Origin of the sequence: Rhizobium sp. MHM7A, from assembly GCF_005862215.1 — a bacterium.
Lineage (GTDB): Bacteria > Pseudomonadota > Alphaproteobacteria > Rhizobiales > Rhizobiaceae > Rhizobium > Rhizobium bangladeshense.
The window spans coordinates 46,309-67,075 of the sequence record NZ_VCHT01000023.1 but is presented as its reverse complement, the minus strand read 5'-3'; the positions used below and the strand labels follow the sequence as shown (position 1 = coordinate 67,075).

The window sequence follows — 20,767 nt, the reverse complement described above, 5'->3', positions numbered from 1 at the left end:
GTGGGGGCAGGTTTCTTCAACATGTCCCAGTGAATCATAAACCCCTGGACGGTGCCAGGGGTTTGTCAGCAGTCTGAGGATGCGGGCTTTGCCCGCATCCTCTTTTCGGGCGCTCGACGTTCCTCAAATCCTTAAAGATGACGGACCCTTGAGCTCTCAGGCTGCTGCGCTTGATCCCCATGCGCCGTTCTCAGGCGATCTCTTCAAGACGACGGCCGATCAACAGCGCCCGGCAGGTTTCTCACAGGCTCTGGCCGAATCTGCGGGCCATGAGCGTATCGCGCCGAGGCAACTCTCGAATTGTTTGTCCATCGTTCTCCGCTTGGGAATGATCAGTGCATCACTCCCTACGAGTTTCCCTACCGGGGCGAACGCTCCTGCCAGATCGGAAGCTACTTGTCGGCCGTCGTGAGTGTGCGCCGCAGTTGGGAGCTTGGGTTACCTCTCGTCGGCTGCTACGCAAGGGTTGTCCGTCCTTCATCGCGTCAGACCTGTACTCCGCTGCACAAACTGATAGAAAGTGCGCCCGCGGAATTCGAAGAAACTGTCCGTTGCCGGACGCGGTCGGCAGCGGTGGAACTAGAAAACGGATGCACGTTTTCCGGCTGCCAAAAGGAGCCTTAATCGACATGAACATGGTCTCGAAGATTGCGAAACCCCCAGTTGCCCCGTCCGTTGGCGCTCTGCTTGCAGAAGCTCGCCTGGCTCGCGGCTATTCGCTGGACGACGTCGCAGAAACCACTGGTCTGACTGTGGCAGAGGTGACGGCTCTGGAGAATGACGCGGATTTCGACGCGTCGAGGATCCGAAGGACTGCATCCGCACTGGGGATTCTAGAAAAGATATGCGATGCGCCGCGCTGACATCGTTGAACAGCTTTTTCCACGGCTCTACTTCTCAAGGAAGGTGGGTGCAGCAACTCACGGGTCGCGCTTCAATGGGAAGCTGTTCAACTCGGGCACAGTTTTCAAGAGTAGGGCAGGGAACCTCGGCTGTGATGTTCGACAACCAGCTGACTCTTCAAGGGGAATGACGTGGCTGGCGCAGTTCTTCCGCTCGCAAATTAGGCATCATCGCGTGCAGCTCGATTCCAAGGTTCAGCAGTCTCTTGGGAAACTTCGTGGGAATCCGCTGTATGATCTCGTTGGGTGTTTTGCATCGGTTTGACGCCCATCGAAAACTCAACACGCGGTTCACCCCGGGTGGCTTGCCCAATAGACGCTAGACGATCAACCGGAAGGACAAATAAAACATGCAACTGAGCCCCCCGCCGAGTCAGCGCTCAACGCTATTGGCAATACACCGGTCATACGCCTGCGTCGCGTCGTACCGGACGGGAGCGCTTAAGTCTTTGTGAAGCTCGAGTATTTCAACCCGACAGGCTCGTATAAAGACCGCATGGCAAAATCCATCATAGAAGAGGCTGAGCGCCGCGGAGATTTGAAGCCAGGAATGACAGTAGTCGAGGCGAGTGGGGGAAGCACTGGGTCCTCGCTCGCCTTCATTTGCGCAGTGAAAGGCTATCATTTCATTGTGGCTTCTTCCAACGCCTTTGCCATGGAGAAGTTGCGTACCATGCGCAGCTTTGGCGCAACCGTTGATCTGATCCACAGCCCGTCCGGCGAAATCTCGGCCGATCTGATTCCGTCTATGATCCGTCACGCCCAGGAGGTCTCCAACCGGTCGGACTGCTATTATTCGGACCAGTTTAACAACCGTGACGCCTTGATTGGCTATGAGGAAATCGGCCATGAGTTGGTCAAACAATTTCCAGACGGTATCGACGCCTTCTGTGGCGCAGTTGGTGTGGCCGGAATGACAATGGGCGTGGCAAGGATTCTGAAGTCGCGCTCAGCGACGGTTCGGATCGTGGTTCTGGAGCCGGCCTCTTCACCCGTCATATCGAAAGGTTGGGCCGGAACCCACCACGTCGAGGGGATAGGGGTAGGCTTCGTTCCGCCTTTGCTCAATCAAGATCTCTATGACGAAGCGCGCAGCATTCCGGAAGAGGAAGCACGCGCTATGTGTCACCAATTAGCACGGGAGGAAGGATTGCTGGTCGGTACGTCCGCGGGCCTCAACGTCACTGCGGCGATTCGTTTGGCCAAGGAGTTGGGGCAGGGTAAGACGGTCGTCACGGTCGCGAGCGACACCGGTCTAAAGTACATGAACGGGAAGCTTTTTGCCGATGCCTGACAACGGTCGAGCGACGGCCGGGACGACGCTGGACCTTCGGTTGAATTGGAACCTGCGCGACAAAACGCCCCGGCCCCTAGGCAAACGCGCCCCTCGTTGTATCGGTGGCGCAGTTTTTTGGAGCATCCTGTCAACGGGGCAGGGAAGGTTCATGATCGTGCCCACGAGTAAATTTCACATTCCGTCCAGGCTCTGCCACGACGATCGCCAATCTAAACGGCGTCAAAGTCCAAGCCTGGCTTGCCCACCTTCTTGCCTGCGTTGCCGATGTGTCCGTCAGAAAGCTGATCAACTGCTTCGGTCGAACTGGTAATCGACTGAATTGAACTCTTAGGCGGCATAGTCTGCGGCCCTGACGACGGCTTACGGCCTAACATTGTCGCATGAGTGATTTTTACTCCGACCCCGACGCAGGAGCCACCCTGTTGCCGCGACACTAAGGGATGCCGGCGCTGTCGAGAGGTAACGGACCGTTGGATTTATGGGGCGCATCGCGAAAGATGTCCGGATGACGCCAATTGCGGGAAGAGCGAGTAACGCGCAGAACCGTTGCTTCATACGTAGCCATGTCGGGAATCACTACCTCGAGCAAGAAATCATGGTCTCCCGAGACGAGGTGACATGCTATTACTTCGGGCATGGAGAGGACGGCCTCTCAGAAGGAGTCAGCGTTGTCGTGTGAGTGTCGTGCGGCGTGACGGGATATCCTCTCTCCAATTTGGGTAGGCCGGCACGGATGACCGCGGACGATCAAGACCGCCAGCCTTTTCCTCAGGCGCTCTAATCTGTTGCGGGACCGCCGAAGGCGTAATCCGAAGTATTTTGGCCGCCCGCTCAAAGCTTGCGCTGCGAAGGAGTGCGACGAGTGCCTCAAGTTGAAATCGATCTAACGTCGTCAATCTGCCTTATGCCAATTAAGGAAATCTCATTTGTTCGCGCCCAATTCCCGTCTTAGACAATGAACACCCAAGACAGCATATTGATAGGCAAAGGAGACCGCTAAAATGACTATTGTGTCGCGAGACAAGTTCGAAATGCTGTCGAACATGACGCCCTCGCTCGAAGACGGCGAGTATGTGTTCTGCTCGATACCCAATCATGGGAGCAAAGTCCACAATCTGAATCCGATTGGGACATTTCACGAAAGAGAAGGTTTGACAGTCATCCTTGAGAAAGGAGAGGCGCACGAAGCGGGGTTCGAAACTTCACTTGCGATGCGCCAGATCACCCTCAATGTGAATTCTGCGCTCGATGGCGTCGGCCTTACGGCGGGCGTTGCTGCCTGTCTCGCAGAAGCTGGCATACCGTGCAACATGGTGGCAGCATATCACCACGACCACATCTTTGTTCCGGCGGGCCTAGCTGATCGAGCATTGCATCTGCTGGAAACGCTGCAACGCGAGTCCGCGCGGGCGAGGCGCAAATGTTGACGAACAGTATTACCCGCACATAGCCGGCGAAGCTTTACTAACTTCGCGGGCAAGCGGCAGCACGAGCAGACCTGAGCGTTCCTCGCTGAGGCTCCATCGCGATCAACCGAGAAGCTGCGAAGATCGTCGATACGGGCGATCACTGTTTTGGCGAAAACCGTTCGCAATCGCCTGACGTGGGCAACACATCGAGTTTTTAAAGGGAGCATGACAATGGAGTCGGCCGAGTTAGGGCACTCCACGATCGTTGGAATACGGTTAATGTAGAGATGTGCGATCAAATTTGCGGATGCCAACTGATCGAGGTCACGCGGATCAATGATATCTACTCAGGTTCTCTACAAAGCGGGAGTTTGGGCATCCCAACACCAACTCGCTTAATCGCCCTTCCGCACGTCAATCTTCCCATCCACCATGATCTTCAGCGCTCGGATCATGCCGGCGAGGTTGAGCAGAACACCCTCGACCTGTCAATGTTCGCCAGAAGGCCGGGGTGTTTGCCGGGTTCCTCGCGGCCTGCATCGGTCTTACCGAGGTTACCGAATTGCTTTAAATATTGCGCGTTATTAAGTGAACATTGTGGCCGAATGCCGCGATAATGCGACACTGGCACCGACAATCCGCGGGCGGTCGCACCGAAAGTCAGCGCTCGGCGGTGCGCCTCTTGATAAACAGACAAACGATCAAGATGCTGCAGGGGGTGGCCCGGACTGCCGCATCGATTTCCTCCGCTCAGAACGCGATGTAGTCAACAAGAATCAGCCACAATGAAGCGGCGCCAACGGAACTATATCCCGACGGCTGCGATTCTATCGTTTTGTCACAGTTGCGTCCATAAGTGGTTCTCTGCGACTGGAGCCGCGTTTGAGCCGAATACTTAAAAAGGATAGACCGAATGGACTGCAGTCGTTATCTGAAAGGCTTGTTGCGAAACTGAAGACATCGCTGAAAAATTGCCACAGACACCCGAGGCTTCCTAAAGTGAAAAAAGTGCAGCGCAGCTTTGCCGTCGAGTACAAATCAGGTCGGCGAAAACTCAATTCTAAACCGAATTCGATTTGGGGAGACACCGATCTCAAGTCCGTTGCTCAAGATCTGCAGGACGAGGCAATGCCATTTATGTCATTAACTCCTCAGGCAAGAAGCAGCGAGATGCTTGTATCCGGAGAAGAACAGGCCGGGTCGTTATTGACACTGCCGATCGAGCAGGAGACAAATGCATCGGCTTTACAGGAGACCATAATGGCCGACGAAAACGATACGATGACCAATGCTGAAACGCCGGCCGCCGTGGCGCCCGATGCACCGAAGAAGGTGCGCAAACCTCGCGCCAAGAAAGCGGTGCCTGAAACGGCCGCAGCCGTCGTTTCCGTGCAACCGGCAGCGACTGCGAGTGCCGCAGCTGTCAAGCAGAAGAGAGGACGCAGGCCAAAGTCTGACGAAGGTACGGTGAGTGCCAAGCGTGCGCCCGTCAAACGCGCTCCGAAGGCTATCCAAATAGCGGCTGCACCGCCGGTGGCGGCAGTTGATGAGATCGCGGATCTTCTGCAGCTCGAAGAGGAAAACCAGAGGCTGCGCAAGCTGCTGGCGGAGAAGCTCCGTGCTGAAAATGCCGATCTTCGAAAGCGACTCAACCTCGGTTGATTGGCAGCAGACGGCCAAGTGCTGGCCGCATTCTCATGCTTATTGAAGTGTACTTTTTGGCGGCGGTTCGTTCTGCCGCCAACGCTTTTGCTCGCGGTATGCATACCGGAGTAGAATTCGAGGTCGAATAAAATGGCGTCTCCTTGGAAACTTCTTGCCCGGCTGGTGTCCCCGCGACGGCAGCAGAGGCAAGAACACGGCTCGACCGATGACGTGAAGCCGGACGTATTGGCCATCGCCAAGCCGACTGAAACAGCAGACAACAACGAGTTGGACGGCGCAGACCGTCCGGCGGACGAAAAGCCAGTTCTTCACGGTCATTCCGCGGCGGTTCCGGCGGACCCGGATCATTCCGAGGAAACGGCAAGCGTTGTTGATGACACGACAGATGTCGAAAGCGCGAGGCCTATGGAAGCGTCGGACCCGGTTTTGACCGACGAGGCCGATACAGACGCGCATGCCGCACCAAAAGCCTTTCGAGTTGGCGAAGGTCAAACGCGAAAGCGCGGCATGCGGGGCATGAAAGCGAAAACGATTGCAGTCGTTATCCCACCTGCTCCAAGCGCTCTCACCGCTTTTGACGATGCAATCAATCTCGACGAAGAAATCAGGCTTCTGCGGGACCAGTTGGCGCGCAAGCTTCAAATGCAAAATGCACAATTGAAGAGGATGCTGGAGCGGTTCGAACGCTGAAGCTGTCATAAACCCATTCTCCGGACCTTGGGTATGAGCATCGTGTCAAACGCCGTTCCCTAAGCTTGGCCAAAAACGAACTTGGCGCCTCGTCGGGCAACAAATTGAAGGCACTGCGCCCATACTCGAGTTCCGGCTAATCAGCATTAGGAGTGTCGGTTCGGAGCCATCAAGACCAATTAGTCCGCGCCCCGAAAGTTGGATGGAGTCACACGGCTGGATTGATGGAAATACAGATCCGTTTCTGCGTCGCGTACAATCCAATGGAAGCTGCCGCCGTCGCCTGGGTAGGGATTTTGACGCCGGCAAGACTTATCGATCGAACAATGCGCATTTTGCGCCGGAGCGGACGATCAGCGCGCCGCTGCTGCAGCTTGCTCTATTGGCAGCCGTGACTCCGCTAATAAGCGCCGCAAAGTCGCCATGCCACGTTTCCGAAACAGTTTCGCAAACCTCGGCCGTGATTTCGCAGCCGACGGCGCTCCCGCGAGGAGAGGGACAGGCTAGAGGGGGCTGCATCCCGCTTCCAGCCCGGTTACTGCACCCCAACAGTCGGATCGATGAGTTATTGCCCTGGGCATATCGCACGGATAGAATGCTCCGATAAAATCGACAGCGATTGGATATGCAGTGACAGAGCAGAGTATCTCATGGGAGCAGGATGGAATCGACTCCGGCTGGTTCTTCGAAGGATGTCGGCTCAGTGAGGAGCAGTTCCAGTTATCATCCCGGAGGCTGGTGGTTCCTTCCGAAGTGGTTACCTGACACCGAAGAAAACGATGTCGGCCCCTTCAAAACCAAGGCTGCGGCGATGGCACAGGCAGAGGCTCTAACTGCTCGCCAGCTCGCAACGTAGCACTAAGCTCAACCTCCCTTTGCCCTGGCCCCAGAACAGCGCTCTAATGTCCGTTGTCAATGCTTTAGGCGCGAGGAACCGACCGCCCAAACGAACGGCTGTTCATGATGATGATCGCGTATGGGTGGAGGCGGAACTCAAGGACGTCGGTGATCAAGCTCTGATGCGCGGATTGGCTACCGCATTCCCGATAGTGCGTCCGGGGCTGCTCCGATCTTACTGCGGGCGTCGGTCAAATGCCGGCCACAAAGCGTCTGACGGGTGTTCCCCTGCCGTTGTTCCGCCCCCGCCCATGAGCGAGGTGCAAGTTCGATGTGGCGATCTATGATCTGATCGCCTGCGCCTCCCTTGCAACAGCCCACATGAAGCCGGTCAACTCACGGGCAATGGCGGTACAAACCACCGTCGTTCGCTTTCCGCGTCCGGTCAACATTCGATAACGAGCCGTCAACCGGGTCTGAGCCTTCCATGCTATTTCCCGCACTTTCGGCGGCGCTTGCTCCAGACGGTACAGCTTCCTCGCGCCGACCTTCGGCGGATGGCGATAAGTCCAGGCGCTCTCGACCAACATGTGTCGAACCCGGCCGTTGCCAGCCTTGGTAATCGCACCTCGTCGAACCGTTTCACCCGTTGATCGCTCGCCAGGTACCAGGCCGAGATAGCCCATCAGTTGGCGCGGGCTTTCAAATCGGCTCACGTCGCCGACCTCCGTGGCAAAGGTGACGGCCACGATCAGATCGACCCCTCTTAGCGTCTGTAGAGCTCGGACGACCGGCGCAAGAGACCAGTTCGGTACGAATTCCTCGATGACCTTCTCCAGTCGTTCGACGCGCTCCTTCGAGACGCGCACCGCCTCGACCATTTCCTGCAAAGCGATCTGATGAGCGGGGTGATCGAACTGTTGCTCCTGCAGCCAGCACAGATATCGCATCGTCCAGCCCTTCTTGCGTGGATAGATGCGACCATGCTTGAGCATGAAGGCGCTGATCTGTTGTCGGTGAACCCGCAACGTCTCGACTGCAGCAGCCCGGGCGCGAACGAGGTCTCGCATCGCCTCATGACCCTCATCGGGAACCCACACCGCTGTGAGCTCGCCGGCCCTCAATAGCCGGGCGAGCGCGAGTGCATCTCGACGGTTTGTCTTCACCCTGTCGCCTGGCTTCCTTGGATTCAATGACGGAACGACAACCATGCATTCATGGCCAAGGGATTGGATCAGCCGATGCAGGCCGTAACCGGTTGGGCCAGCTTCGTAGCAGAAATGTACACGATCAAACTTCGCGGCTATTCGCTGGATAATGCGGCGCATGCTGGCATAGGATGCATCAACCTCGCCCAAATAGCGGACCTCTCCTTCCCGGCCAGATTCGGCAACAGCAATCGCATTCTTCAGCTTGGCGACATCGATTCCGACAAAAGCTTCTCTATAATCTGCCACGGCTCGTCCTCCTGTGATGAGGATCGGCTCGGCCTGTCCGAGCAACCCTCGGAAAACCAGTGTAGGGCGAGCCACCTCAGGCGCGAAGACGGACATACGGCCTTACTTTATAGCTGCGGCGTCGTCCCGTCTTTCTGTCCTCTCGTTGATGTGGATCAAGGAGCAATTTGCGGCTTCGTGACAGTCCTGGCGAGAAAGACGGCCGCGACGCGGTCGTCGGCGCATTGAGGACGACATCATGAATTACACAACGGAAACGATGGTGATCGCGGTCGCGGCGTTTCTAGCGCTGCTAGGAGCCGCATTCGCACATGATCATCTCTTTGCGGTCCATATGGGCATACTTTGCCTCTGCCTCGTTATGGGGGCTGTGCTGATGGTCAGGAAGGTTGACTTTTCGCCGGCAGGCCAACAGCGCAAAGTCGATAAGTCCGGCTATTTCGACGAGGTGATCCGGTATGGCCTGATCGCCACGGTATTCTGGGGCGTGGTCGGCTTCCTGGTTGGCGTGGTCATTGCGCTGCAGCTGGCCTTTCCCGACCTCAACATCGCCCCTTATCTCAATTTCGGGAGGCTGCGGCCCGTTCACACGTCGGCGGTCATCTTCGCCTTCGGCGGCAACGCGCTGATCATGACGTCGTTCTACGTGGTGCAACGCACCTGTCGCGCGCGTCTTTTCGGCGGGAGCCTCGCCTGGTTCGTATTCTGGGGCTACCAGCTTTTTATCGTGCTGGCTGCGACCGGATACGTTCTTGGAATCACCCAGGCCCGTGAATATGCCGAACCCGAGTGGTACGTCGACCTCTGGCTGACGATCGTTTGGGTCGCCTATCTCGCCGTGTATCTTGGAACGATCCTGAAGCGCAAAGAGCCGCACATCTACGTGGCAAACTGGTTCTATCTTGCCTTCATCGTCACCATCGCCATGCTGCACGTGGTCAACAACCTGGCGGTTCCGGCCTCGTTCCTTGGCTCCAAGAGCTATTCTGTCTTCTCGGGCGTTCAGGACGCGCTGACCCAATGGTGGTACGGCCACAACGCCGTCGGCTTCTTCCTCACCGCCGGCTTCCTGGGCATGATGTACTATTTCGTGCCGAAGCAGGCCAACCGACCCGTCTATTCATACCGGCTTTCGATCATCCACTTCTGGGCGCTGATCTTCATGTACATCTGGGCCGGTCCGCATCATCTGCATTACACGGCATTGCCCGACTGGGCCCAGACGCTCGGCATGGTTTTCTCGATCATGCTCTGGATGCCCTCCTGGGGCGGCATGATCAACGGTCTCATGACCCTTTCGGGCGCCTGGGACAAAATTCGCACGGATCCGATCATCCGTATGATGATCGTCGCCATCGCCTTTTACGGGATGTCGACCTTCGAAGGCCCGATGATGTCGGTGAAAACCGTCAATTCGCTCAGCCACTATACCGAATGGACGATCGGTCACGTGCATTCCGGCGCTCTCGGCTGGGTGGGAATGATCACCTTCGGGGCGATCTACTATCTGACGCCGAAGCTCTGGGGACGCGAGCGTCTCTACAGCCTGCGGATGGTCAACTGGCACTTCTGGTTCGCAACCCTCGGGATCGTCGTCTACGCCGCCGTGCTTTGGGTTGCCGGCATCCAGCAGGGGCTCATGTGGCGCGAGTACAATTCCCAAGGCTTCCTCGTCTATTCCTTCGCGGAGACGGTCGCGGCGATGTTCCCCTACTACGTGCTACGCGCCGTGGGCGGAACGCTTTACCTGGCGGGCGGCCTCGTCATGGCCTGTAACGTGTTCATGACGATCCGCGGCCACCAGCGCGACGAAGCTGCAATCCCGACCACTTTCGTACCCCAGGCACAGCCTGCCGAATGAGGTGAGACATGGCATCGATATTGGATAAACATAAGATCCTCGAGAAAAACGCGACGCTTCTTCTGGTCGGCTCGCTGCTCGTCGTCAGCATCGGCGGCATCGTTGAAATCGCACCGCTGTTCTACCTGCAGAACACGATCGAAAAAGTGGAAGGAATGCGTCCTTACACGCCGCTGGAGCTCGCAGGACGCAACGTCTACATCCGTGAAGGCTGCTATCTCTGCCATAGCCAGATGATCAGGCCTTTCCGTGATGAAGTCGAACGCTACGGCCATTATTCACTGGCCGCAGAATCCATGTACGACCATCCGTTCCAGTGGGGATCAAAACGTACGGGGCCGGATTTGGCCCGTGTCGGCGGACGTTACTCGAACGAATGGCATGTCCAGCATCTCGCGGACCCCCGGGCAGTCGTGCCGGAATCGATCATGCCAAGCTACGCCTTCCTCAAGGAGCAGGAAGTGACGGTCAAGGATGTCGTAATGGACCTCAAGGCCAACGAGGACGTCGGCGTGCCCTACAGCGACGACATGCTGGCGAATGCGGAAGCCGACATGAGGGCTCAGGCCGATCCGAACGCGGACACGACGGCCCTGCTCGAACGCTATCCGAAGGCGAAGGTCGGCGATTTCGACGGCGACCCGGCCAGGCTGACCGAAATGGACGCGCTCGTCTCCTACCTGCAGATGCTCGGAACGCTGGTCGATTTCTCGACCTATGACGACGCGACCGGCTACCGTTGAGGTGATCCATGGAAACCTACACAGCAATGAGACACTTCGCCGACAGCTGGGGCCTCCTGGCAATGACGGCATTCTTCGTCGGCGCGGTTGTGTTCACCCTTCGCCCAGGCAGCAAGCAGACGGCGAAAGAGGCCGCCGATATTCCCTTGAAGGATGATTGAGATGTCGGAAAAACACATCGATGAATTTAGCGGCGTCGAAACGACCGGACATGAATGGGACGGCATCCGCGAACTCAACAATCCGATGCCCCGCTGGTGGGTGTGGACCTTCTACGCCACCATTGTCTGGGCGTTGGGCTATGCGATCGCATATCCCGCGATCCCGATGATTACCGACGCCACGAAGGGTATGCTGGGCTTTTCCAGCCGCGCCGAGCTGCGGCAGAACCTGGATCAGGCCAAAGCATCGCAGACGGCGCTTCATGATCTGATCGCCGCCAAGACGGTGGACGAGATCGATTCCGCTTCTGCCCTTCGCGAATTCGCGATCGCCGGCGGCGCATCTGCATTCAAGGTGAACTGCGCGCCATGCCATGGCTCGGGAGCAAGCGGCGGCCCGGGATTTCCGAACCTCAACGACGACGATTGGCTGTGGGGCGGAGACCTGGATGCCATCCAGGCGACGATCGCGCATGGGATTCGCTTCGACGGGGATGCGGACACTCATGCTTCCGAGATGCCGCCCTTTACCGATGTTCTGGATCCCCTCCAGACAAGACAGGTCGCGGCTTACGTCTGGGGACTGACCAATACACCGTCGGACCCCGGTCTCGCAGAGGCCGGAAAACAGGTCTTCCTCGATAACTGTGCCGCATGTCACGGCGACGACGCCAAAGGAAAGGCCGACATGGGCGCGCCGGATCTCGCCGATGCGATCTGGCTGAAGGCACGCGGCGAGGATGCGATCATGCGCCAGGTAGCCGCTCCCAAACACGGCGTCATGCCTGCTTGGGCAGGGCGTCTCGGCGACACGACGGTCAAGGAACTGACGATCTTCGTCCATTCGCTCGGCGGCGGAACCTAAGGAGGATGCCATGTCAGATCATGACCACAATCCAATCCTCGGCCTCTACGGCACGCCGCGCGCCGACATCCGATCGCGTATATCGGAACGCGCTGGGACGATGCCCCCATTATACGATCAGGACGATCCGGCAAAGATCGGCAGTTCGATCGTCAGTTTGACCCGCCTCAAAAACCACCAGCAGACAAGCCGTTAACCGTAATTTTGTCGAGGACGTCCCAGCTGTGGTTGTTCCCCGCAGCTCAGGGCCACGCCTCTCCGGAGGCGTGGCGTTTCGCTTCGCGGGAAGGCCCTCGCTCTTGATCTGCATCAAGGACGGTTGCGCGGCAGATGGGACAACGGCAGGTGAAATCGGATAGGTCCTATGAACCTCTACACTGCATCAGATCCCGAAAACATCAAAAGGCTCAGTGTCAAGCCGGTCAATGCCCGTCGCAATCGACAGCCTCTCTACGCACCTCGAAAGAAGGTTTTTCCCAGGCGTACAGAGGGACGTTTCCGTCGGTTCAAGTGGATCGTGATGCTGATCACCCTCGGCATCTACTATCTCGCGCCATGGATTCGCTGGGATCGCGGTCCTTACGCGCCTGACCAGGCAATCCTCATCGACCTGTCTTCACGGCGCTTTTTCTTTTTCTTCATCGAAATCTGGCCCCAGGAATTTTATTATGTGGCGGGTCTGCTCGTCATGGCGGGGTTCGGCCTGTTTCTCGTCACTTCCGCGGTTGGCCGCGCATGGTGCGGTTACGCTTGTCCGCAGACCGTCTGGGTTGATCTTTTTCTCGTCGTCGAACGTGCGATCGAAGGCGATCGACACGCGCGAATGAAGCTTGATGCTGGTCCCATGAGCTTTGCCAAGCTGAGGAAGCGTGTGGTCAAACATTCGATCTGGCTGCTGATCGGCGTCGTCACGGGCGGAGCGTGGATCTCTTATTTTTCCGACGCGCCGAGCCTGCTTGTTTCACTATTCACCGGCCGCGCGCCTGCAGCCGCCTACACCACCGTCGCCATCCTTGCTGCAACGACCTATGTGCTCGGCGGTCTGATGCGAGAGCAGGTGTGCACCTACATGTGCCCGTGGCCACGTATCCAGGGTGCGATGCTCGACGAAAATTCTCTCGTCGTCACCTACAATGACTGGCGGGGCGAGCAGCGGTCACGTTACCCGAAGAAAGCTCGAGCCAGGGGCCTGCTGGTCGGGGATTGCGTGGATTGCAATGCCTGCGTGGCGGTGTGTCCGATGGGAATCGATATTCGCGACGGACAGCAGATGGAGTGCATCACATGCGCGCTCTGCATCGACGCCTGCGACGGTCTCATGGAAAAGCGGCGGAAGCCTCGCGGCCTGATCGCCTACGCCACGCTGAGCGAATACTCGAGCAATATGTCGCTCGCCACGGACGAAGGACGAACGGCCGTCCAGCCGTCCAGGGTTCGAAATCAGGATGGGACCTTCGTTCCAGCGATCCGACGCTTCAACTGGCGTATCATCTTTCGTCCGAGAACCGTGTTTTACGCAGTCGCCTGGGCGTCGGTCGGCATGGCCATGCTGGTCCATCTCGCCTTTCGGGAGCGCCTTGAACTCAACGTCGTTCACGACCGAAACCCCCAATATGTTCTGGAAAGCGACGGCTCTCTGCGGAATGGCTACACGCTTCGTGTCCTGAACATGGTGCCGACGCCGAGGGATGTGAACATAAGCCTGGTCGGGCTGGAGGGGGCGACGATGCGCATTCCCGAGTTCGGCAAGGAGGACGCTCGCAGCTTTACAGTCCATGCCGAACCCGACGCGGCCACGACGCTGAAGGTCTTCGTTACGCGCAAACCTACCGGAGCCGCGACCAATGAATTTCTGTTCGTTATCGAAGATACCGATCATGCCGATCGGGCAACCTACCGCGCGGCGTTCAATGCACCGGGAGACATCAAATGAAGACCTCCACTCAAGGTTTTACAGGCCTGCACATGCTGCTTTCGACCTCGGCATTCTTTTGTGTGGTGATCGCGGTGAACGTCACCATGGCCTTCTATGCTTCCTCCAGCTGGAGCGGTCTGGTCGTGGAAAATACCTATGTCGCCAGTCAGGAGTTCAACCGCAAAGCGGCGGCGATGAAGGCAATGGCCGCTTCCGGCGTCGCGGGCGATCTCTCCATAAGAGGGCATCAGATCCGCTACGACATTCACGACAAGAGCGGCGCGCCTGCGGCCGTCGACGACGTCGTGCTGAATTTCAAACGGCCCGTCGGAGACCACGAGGACTTCCACCTTGCACTCAGGAAGACAGCCGCGGGGCGGTTCGAAGCGGAGCATGGCCTAGCCGAAGGTGACTGGATCGTCGAGGTCATCTCGCGAAACAACGGCGTTGTCGTCATGCATGAGGCAAAACGCATCGATACCGCGGAGTTAGGCCAATGACCTGCTGTACCATGGACGCGGAAAGCGTGCTTGCCCTCAGCACGACATCATTCAGTGCCGAAGAGGTCCGCCTTGCCAGCCAGCCGCTCGGCGAAGGATTGCGCCAGTTGGACCTGAGCGTTTCCGACGTCCACTGCGGCGGCTGCATTTCGACCATAGAAGGGGCGTTACTGACACTTCCTTTCGTCAAGACGGCGCGCGTCAATCTTACGGCTCGAAGGGTAACCTGCGTCTACCAGGAGGAGATGGAGACACATGCCGCCGATCCGTCCGAGATCCTCGCAGCGATCAACTCGGCCGGATATCGCGCGCATCTGTTTACCCCCTCGGCCGCCGAAAACGACAGAACCAGAAATCAGCTTCTCCTGGCGATCGGCGTTTCCGGCTTTGCGGCCGCCAACATCATGTTGCTCTCGGTATCGGTCTGGTCTGGCGCAGATGCCGCAACACGCGACATGTTTCATTGGATCTCGGCGATGATAGCAGCGCCCGCGCTGGTTTATGCCGGGCGTTTCTTCTTCAAATCGGCCTGGAATGCGCTCCGCCACGGGCGCACCAACATGGACGTTCCGATCTCTCTCGCCGTGACGCTCTCCTATGCCGTTTCACTGTGGGAGACCATCCATCACGGTGAACATGCATGGTTCGACGCGTCGGTTTCGCTGCTCTTCTTCCTGCTGATCGGCAGGACCCTCGATCATATCATGCGGGAAAAGGCTCGGGCGGCGATCAACGGACTTGCAAGGCTGGCGCCGCGCGGAGCCTTGCTGATCAATCCGGACGGGTCCCGACGTTACATTGCGGTAGAAGAGATCGCGGTGGGAGATGAAATCTCGATAGCGGCAGGCGAAAGGGTTCCCGTCGATGGCGTAGTCGTCAGCGGAGAAAGCGACGTGGATCTCTCCATCGTCACCGGCGAGAGCAGCCCCGTCGCCGTCGCCGGTAACAGCGAGGTGAGTTCGGGCGCGATGAACCTGACCGGCTCGCTCGTCCTGCGCGCGACGCGCATTGCCAAGAATTCGCTTCTTTCGGAGATCATCGGCCTGATGGAAGCCGCCGAGGGTGGAAGAGCTCGCTATCGCAGGATCGCCGATCGCGCTGCGGCGCTCTATTCGCCGGCCGTGCATCTGTTGGCGCTGGTCTCCTTTCTTGCCTGGGGCCTCCTCGGCGGAGACTGGAAACAGGCAATGCTGGTCGCGGTAGCGGTCCTGATCATTACCTGCCCATGCGCATTGGGCCTTGCCGTGCCCGTGGTCCAGGTCGTCGCCGCGGGGGAGCTTTTCCGCAAGGGCATCATGGTGAAGGACGGTTCGGCACTCGAAAGACTGGCCGAGACCGACACTGTGGCCTTTGACAAAACGGGCACCTTGACGATGGGCAGTTCGCGCCTTGTCAGAGTGGACGCCATGGACGAGAGCGCCACTGCAATCGCCCGTGGATTGGCAGCGCATTCACGGCATCCTCTTTCTCGGGCTCTGGTGCGGGACACCGAAACTGCCCCCATCTCCTTCGACAGGGTCACGGAAATCCCCGGCGGGGGACTGGAAGCCAGGAACGGAGCGGATATCTATCGCTTGGGCAACGCGGCGTTTGCCTGCGGAACCAGCTTCGTGCCCCGCACCGCCGATAGTCCGTTCTCGGAAGTGGTCTTGTCGCAGAACGGCGTCGATCTTGCCCGCTTCTTCTTCGATGACACGCTTCGCCCGGGCGCTCGCGAGGCCATCGGCCAGCTCGACGCAGCCGGCCTTGAAACGCTGATCGTGTCCGGCGACCGTCAGATCGTCGTCGACAATACGGCGCATGCTCTGGGCATCGGGAGGGCTTTGGGCTCTCTGACGCCGAAACGGAAGGTCGATGAATGCCAGAGGCTGAACGGCGAAGGTCGTCGCGTGCTCATGGTTGGCGACGGGATCAACGACGCCCCGGCGCTTGCTGCCGCGCATGTCTCGATGGCGCCCGCCACGGCCTCCGATATCGGCAGACAGGCGGCCGACCTCGTCTTCTTCAACGATCGCCTTGACGCTGTTCCGGAAGCGATCGCCGTTGCGCGACGATCCGCCAGCCTCATCCGGCAGAACTTCGCTCTCGCCATTGGTTACAACGTTCTGGCGGTGCCGATCGCCATCGCCGGATTGGCGACGCCGCTGATAGCGGCGGTGGCAATGTCGACATCTTCGATCATCGTCGTGACCAACGCACTGCGGCTGAACGCCCTCAGCAAGCGTCCGGATATGCACACTCGAGGAGGGATCGGCAGGAGTGCGGAGGTCAAAGCCGCATGAACATGTTGATCTATCTCATACCGATCGCGCTGCTGATGGGAGGAATAGGACTCCTGGCATTCCTTTGGTCGCTGAAGAGCGGCCAGTATGACGACCTTCAAGGCGCCGCCTGGCGAATCCTCGCCGAGGACGAAACCGATCAACGAGAACCCTGACCGCACACTGGGTCCAAACACGATAGGAAGATGGACAGTCGCGACAAACTGCATCGTCGTCGTTTGTCGGCTCCGCGACAAATGCCCTTTCGCAACCAACTTCACTGCTCGCCATAAATCACTGAAACTTAAGCATATTCTTTTTCGGAATCCGGTCGATGGTTTGGCACGTTTCTTGAAGGCTATTACGCGCCGAGGCGCCAAAGTTGCCTCAAGTGGTTCATGATGCCAAGCACGTGCCAATTTCACGTGAAGGCATCGATCGCCGTACCCTGAGGTCATGATCAGGCATGGTCCCACGAATTAAGTGGAATTCTATCATGAAACTGTCCGCCAATCTCTTACAGCGCCAGACCCAGTCCCTGGTGATGACAGCGCGACTGAGGCAATCCATCCAGTTGCTGCAGATGACGCACTTCGAAGTCAACCAGTTTATCGCTCAAGAAGTGGAACAGAATCCGCTACTCGAATTTCCATACAACGATGATGATGAGGCGGGCGGCGAAGCCGAAGATGATCGATATGCTCATCAGCCCGAGGATGCCGGCTCCGACGACGGCTACGACAACCGCACCGAGGCGCTCTCCAGCGACTGGTATGACAATGGCGGCAGTGCCAGCACCAGCCGGCTGAACGACGAACTCGACGCCAATTACACCAATGTCTTTCCTGATGACGGTGCCCCGCAGCGCCTCGATGCGCCGGAACTCGTCAGCCAGTGGAAATCGATGCCGGGCAGCGGCGAGGGTGCCGATTACGATCTCGACGATTTCGTCGCCGGCCAGGTGTCGCTGCGGGATCATCTCGCCCAGCAGATCCCCTTCGTTCTGCCTGACATGGCCGACCGGCTGATCGCGCAGAATTTCGTCGACCAGCTCGACGACTGCGGTTATCTGCAGGCCGATATCGTCGAGGCGGGCGAGAGATTGGGGGCGAGCCTCGCACAGGTCGAGCGGGTGCTCGCCATTCTCCAGGGCCTTGATCCGCCGGGTGTTTTTGCCCGCAGCCTCGCCGAATGCCTGACGATCCAGCTCATGCAGAAGGACCGGTACGACCCCGCCATGCAGGCTCTGGTCGAAAACCTCGAACTGCTGGCCCGGCGTGATTTTGCCACATTGAAGCGGCTCTGCGGCGTCGACGAGGAAGATCTCCTCGACATGCTCGGCGAGATCCGCCAGCTCAATCCCAAGCCCGGCAGCGGTTACGAGGCGAGTGTTTCCGAAGCGATCATGCCCGATGTGATCGTCAGAGCCTCCTCGGATGGCGGCTGGCTGGTCGAACTCAATCCGGATACGCTGCCGCGCGTGTTGGTCAACCAGTCCTATTTTTCTCGCGTGACCAAGACGAAGGATGCAGAGGTTCAGGCCTTCCTCTCGAATTGCATGCAGACCGCCAACTGGCTGACCCGCAGCCTCGATCAGCGGGCAAATACCATTATGAAGGTGTCAAGCGAAATCGTCCGCCAGCAGGATGCCTTCCTGTTGCACGGCGTCGATCACCTGCGGCCGCTGAACCTGAAAACGGTCGCCGAGGCGATCGAGATGAGTGAATCCACCGTCAGCCGCGTTACGTCGAACAAATATATGCTGACGCCGCGCGGCCTCTTCGAACTCAAATATTTCTTCACCGTCTCGATCAGCGCCGTCGCCGGCGGCGACAGCCATTCGGCCGAGGCCGTGCGTCACAAGATCCGCGCGCTGATCCTGCAGGAGAGCGCGGAGGCGGTGCTTTCTGATGACGATATCGTTGACATGCTGAGGAAGGGCGGCGTCGATCTCGCCCGCCGCACCGTTGCGAAATACAGGGAGGCAATGAACATCGCCTCTTCGGTCCAGCGCCGCCGCGAGAAGCGGGCGCTCGCCAAGGTCGCGGGCTTCTGAGGCTATCATGCTTGGACCTGAACTGAAAAATCCTGCCCCAAGCGGCGCGACTCTATGAAAGCTAGCCCTTGGGTGAGTTTGGATCACGCCCGCGGTGCTTGCGCTGGCCAAGTCTGCCATGTCTATTTTCGGCGCGGCTCCTGTTTCTGGGTCTTAGGCGGTCAAGGAATGTCTTGTGTCGAGATGTGCCCGGCAACGCGCGCTTAGCGTCGCAACAGCAATGGGGTTAGATGGTACCCTGCGCTCGAGCTGGATCAAGAAGTACGGCGGCTATGAAGGCATCTGCGACAGCAAACTCAAATCTCAGATATCCCAGCGCAGAAACAGAAATCGCGGCGCCCCATTATACGACGGAGACGTACAATTTTTCGACAAGCGAGAGCCTGCCCTTTGCGCCATGCCGCGACATCTGCACGATTGTCCGGTACGCAATCTTCGGGAATAATCGTGCCCCTGGGACAGGATTGGGATCTGCCGTGTAGACGCTCTTAACATCTGAATATATCTGGCAGGCTTGCTCTCCCCACATAGCTGCGGTCACGACTGCTGTCAGATCTGAGCTGTTTCTGCCGAGGAACGTTAGTCTGCCCGACTGATCAATTGTCTGACCACCCGCGGCAATGACACTGTCATGCTCCTTGTAGTGCAGCGCTGATTGGCTGAGGATCCACGCTTTTTACTTACGCTCGGCCGAAGTCTGAACTAGAGCGGGATTGTTTTAGGCCTGTTCATATCCGGCTTCCTTGAAGTAGTTTTGGCACTCTTTCAGCGAGACGGTTTGAAGGGTTGCTGCTAGCGCGTCGTCGATGGCCTATCGGGTTCGGGCCTGCGCCTTGCGCAGCTCGTGTTTGATCTTGGCGAAGAGTTTTTCGATCGGATTGAGATCGGGGGAATACTGCGGCAGGAAGAACAATCGGGCGCCGGCCTTGCGGATGGCGGCGCGGATCGGTTCTGGCCTTATGCGAGCCGAGATTATCCATGACGACGATGTCGCCAGGTTTGAGCTCCGGTACCAGCACCTTCTCGAGGAAGCGTTCGCCATTGACGTGCCCCCAATAGTTTAGGCCATTTGGAACTGGAATTTTGCCCTTATGATCCCAGGTGGGAAGAGAAGAAGAGGAGAACTCGATGAAGGCCTCGAAGTTTTCGGAAGCGCAGATCGCATTCGTGTTGAAGCAGGCAGAGGATGCACGCCAATCGGCGAGGTCTGCCGCAAGGCAGGAATTTCGGGCGCGACGTTTTACAACTGGCGCAAAAAATACGCTGGGCTGATGCCGTCAGAGATGAAGCGATTGCGGCAGCTCGAGGAGGAGGACGCCAAGCTGAAGCGGATTGTTGCCGACCTGTCGCTGGACAAGGCGATGCTTCAGGACGTGCTGTCAAAAAAGCTCTGAAGCCTGCCCGCAAGCGCAAGCTTGTCGACACGATCAAGGCAGACTGGAAGGTTTCTATCCGGCGCGCATGTTCGGTGCTGAAGATTGACCGGTCGCTTTATGTCTACAAGTCCAGGCGCGGCGAGCAGGCCGAGTTGAAGCTGAAGATCAAAGACATCTGCCAGACACGGGCGCGTTACGGTTATCGTCGCGTTCATGTCCTGCTCAAGCGCGACGGGTGGCCCGTCAATCCGAAGAGAATCTATCGTCTTTACAAGGAGATGGACCTGCAACTCCGCAACAAGGTTCCCGAGCGTCGGGTCAAGGCGAAGCTGCGAGCCGACCGGACGGAGCCGACCCATTCCAATCACGTCTGGGCGATGGATTTCGTTCATGACCAGTTGGCCACCGGGCGCAAGATCCGGGTGTTGACGGTGGTCGATACCTTCTCGCGCTTCTCACCAGCAGTCGATGCACGCTTCAACTACCGGGGCGAGGACGTGGTCCAAGCGCTCGAACGAGTATGCCGGCAAGTCGGTTATCCGGCGTCCATTCGTGTCGATAATGGCAGTGAATTCATCTCCCGAGATCTTGATCTGTGGGCCTACCACAAGGGTGTCGTGCTCGACTTCTCGCGCCCAGGCAAGCCGACGGACAACAGCTACATCGAGAGTTTCAACGGCAAGTTCCGGGCTGAGTGCCTGAACGCTCACTGGTTCATGAGCCTTGACGACGCGCGCTTGAAGATGGAGGATTGGCGTAGAGACTACAATCC

The 20,767-nt window shown here is 58.1% G+C and carries 17 protein-coding genes and 3 pseudogenes; 16 read left to right on the top strand and 4 right to left on the bottom strand.

Annotation, left to right across the window (positions count from 1 at the left end):
* Window positions 1–629 precede the first annotated feature (629 nt).
* Both FFR93_RS37315 and FFR93_RS37310 read left to right on the top strand, forming a co-directional pair.
* Complete coding sequence (locus FFR93_RS37315) at window positions 630–863, top strand: helix-turn-helix domain-containing protein (RefSeq protein WP_077988049.1); 234 nt, start codon at window positions 630–632, stop codon at window positions 861–863.
* Window positions 864–1,353: 490 nt separating this feature from the next.
* Entirely contained in the window at window positions 1,354–2,196 is an 843-nt protein-coding gene (locus FFR93_RS37310; RefSeq protein WP_281407921.1) for a cysteine synthase family protein, read from the top strand.
* A 436-nt stretch (window positions 2,197–2,632) separates the two neighbouring features.
* Here FFR93_RS37310 and FFR93_RS37305 read toward each other — a convergent pair whose 3' ends face one another.
* Window positions 2,633–2,836, bottom strand: a complete 204-nt coding sequence (locus FFR93_RS37305) for an Lrp/AsnC ligand binding domain-containing protein (protein WP_245503734.1) — start codon at window positions 2,834–2,836, stop codon at window positions 2,633–2,635.
* Window positions 2,837–3,200: 364 nt separating this feature from the next.
* Between FFR93_RS37305 and FFR93_RS37295 the strand changes: the two genes are divergently transcribed.
* The 3 genes from FFR93_RS37295 (at window position 3,201) to FFR93_RS37285 (ending at window position 5,963) form a co-directional block, all read left to right on the top strand.
* Entirely contained in the window at window positions 3,201–3,626 is a 426-nt protein-coding gene (locus tag FFR93_RS37295; RefSeq protein ID WP_138396861.1) for an ACT domain-containing protein, read from the top strand.
* A 981-nt stretch (window positions 3,627–4,607) separates the two neighbouring features.
* Window positions 4,608–5,270, top strand: coding sequence for a transcriptional regulator (locus FFR93_RS37290; protein ID WP_138396860.1), 663 nt, complete (start codon window positions 4,608–4,610; stop codon window positions 5,268–5,270).
* A gap of 132 nt (window positions 5,271–5,402) precedes the next feature.
* A complete protein-coding gene (locus FFR93_RS37285; protein ID WP_138396859.1) occupies window positions 5,403–5,963 on the top strand; it encodes a hypothetical protein in 561 nt (186 codons plus the stop codon).
* A gap of 1,178 nt (window positions 5,964–7,141) precedes the next feature.
* Here FFR93_RS37285 and FFR93_RS37275 read toward each other — a convergent pair.
* Complete coding sequence (locus FFR93_RS37275; protein WP_246661402.1) at window positions 7,142–8,353, bottom strand: IS110 family transposase; 1,212 nt, start codon at window positions 8,351–8,353, stop codon at window positions 7,142–7,144.
* 142 nt (window positions 8,354–8,495) lie between these two features.
* Here FFR93_RS37275 and ccoN point away from each other — a divergent pair, with 142 nt between their 5' ends.
* The 10 genes from ccoN (at window position 8,496) to rpoN (ending at window position 18,619) form a co-directional block, all read left to right on the top strand.
* Complete coding sequence (ccoN, locus tag FFR93_RS37270) at window positions 8,496–10,118, top strand: cytochrome-c oxidase, cbb3-type subunit I (protein WP_138396857.1); 1,623 nt, start codon at window positions 8,496–8,498, stop codon at window positions 10,116–10,118.
* An 8-nt stretch (window positions 10,119–10,126) separates the two neighbouring features.
* The gene (gene ccoO / locus FFR93_RS37265) at window positions 10,127–10,861 is read left to right on the top strand and encodes a cytochrome-c oxidase, cbb3-type subunit II (protein WP_138396856.1); all 735 of its coding nucleotides are present in this window, start codon (window positions 10,127–10,129) and stop codon (window positions 10,859–10,861) included.
* An 8-nt stretch (window positions 10,862–10,869) separates the two neighbouring features.
* The gene (locus FFR93_RS37260; RefSeq protein WP_010067378.1) at window positions 10,870–11,022 is read left to right on the top strand and encodes a cbb3-type cytochrome c oxidase subunit 3; all 153 of its coding nucleotides are present in this window, start codon (window positions 10,870–10,872) and stop codon (window positions 11,020–11,022) included.
* Between the two features lies 1 nt (window position 11,023).
* Window positions 11,024–11,887, top strand: coding sequence for a cytochrome-c oxidase, cbb3-type subunit III (gene ccoP, locus FFR93_RS37255; protein WP_138396855.1), 864 nt, complete (start codon window positions 11,024–11,026; stop codon window positions 11,885–11,887).
* A 10-nt stretch (window positions 11,888–11,897) separates the two neighbouring features.
* The gene (locus tag FFR93_RS37250) at window positions 11,898–12,083 is read left to right on the top strand and encodes a hypothetical protein (protein ID WP_138396854.1); all 186 of its coding nucleotides are present in this window, start codon (window positions 11,898–11,900) and stop codon (window positions 12,081–12,083) included.
* 168 nt (window positions 12,084–12,251) lie between these two features.
* The gene (gene ccoG, locus FFR93_RS37245) at window positions 12,252–13,820 is read left to right on the top strand and encodes a cytochrome c oxidase accessory protein CcoG (RefSeq protein WP_131712722.1); all 1,569 of its coding nucleotides are present in this window, start codon (window positions 12,252–12,254) and stop codon (window positions 13,818–13,820) included.
* Window positions 13,817–14,302 (top strand): FixH family protein, encoded by a 486-nt coding sequence (locus FFR93_RS37240; protein ID WP_138396853.1) that lies wholly within the window; start codon window positions 13,817–13,819, stop codon window positions 14,300–14,302. Before ccoG ends, FFR93_RS37240 begins: the two co-directional genes overlap by 4 nt.
* Entirely contained in the window at window positions 14,299–16,584 is a 2,286-nt protein-coding gene (locus tag FFR93_RS37235) for a cation-translocating P-type ATPase (RefSeq protein WP_138396852.1), read from the top strand. Before FFR93_RS37240 ends, FFR93_RS37235 begins: the two co-directional genes overlap by 4 nt.
* Window positions 16,581–16,739: a cbb3-type cytochrome oxidase assembly protein CcoS gene (gene ccoS / locus FFR93_RS37230; protein WP_003549679.1), complete on the top strand. Its 159-nt coding sequence runs from the start codon at window positions 16,581–16,583 to the stop codon at window positions 16,737–16,739. The genes FFR93_RS37235 and ccoS overlap by 4 nt, the downstream gene beginning before the upstream one ends.
* A 320-nt stretch (window positions 16,740–17,059) precedes the next feature.
* A complete protein-coding gene (gene rpoN / locus FFR93_RS37225) occupies window positions 17,060–18,619 on the top strand; it encodes an RNA polymerase factor sigma-54 (RefSeq protein ID WP_138396851.1) in 1,560 nt (519 codons plus the stop codon).
* 388 nt (window positions 18,620–19,007) lie between these two features.
* Here the strand turns inward: rpoN and FFR93_RS37220 are convergent.
* Window positions 19,008–19,329 (bottom strand): annotated as a pseudogene (locus FFR93_RS37220) (uridylate kinase); the annotation flags it as partial.
* Window positions 19,330–19,337: 8 nt separating this feature from the next.
* Window positions 19,338–19,662, bottom strand: a pseudogene (locus tag FFR93_RS37215) (transposase); the annotation flags it as partial.
* Between the two features lie 85 nt (window positions 19,663–19,747).
* On the opposite strand from FFR93_RS37215, the pseudogene FFR93_RS37210 reads away from it, so the two are divergent.
* A pseudogene (locus tag FFR93_RS37210) lies at window positions 19,748–20,765 on the top strand (IS3 family transposase); the annotation flags it as partial.
* Window positions 20,766–20,767: the final 2 nt, after the last annotated feature.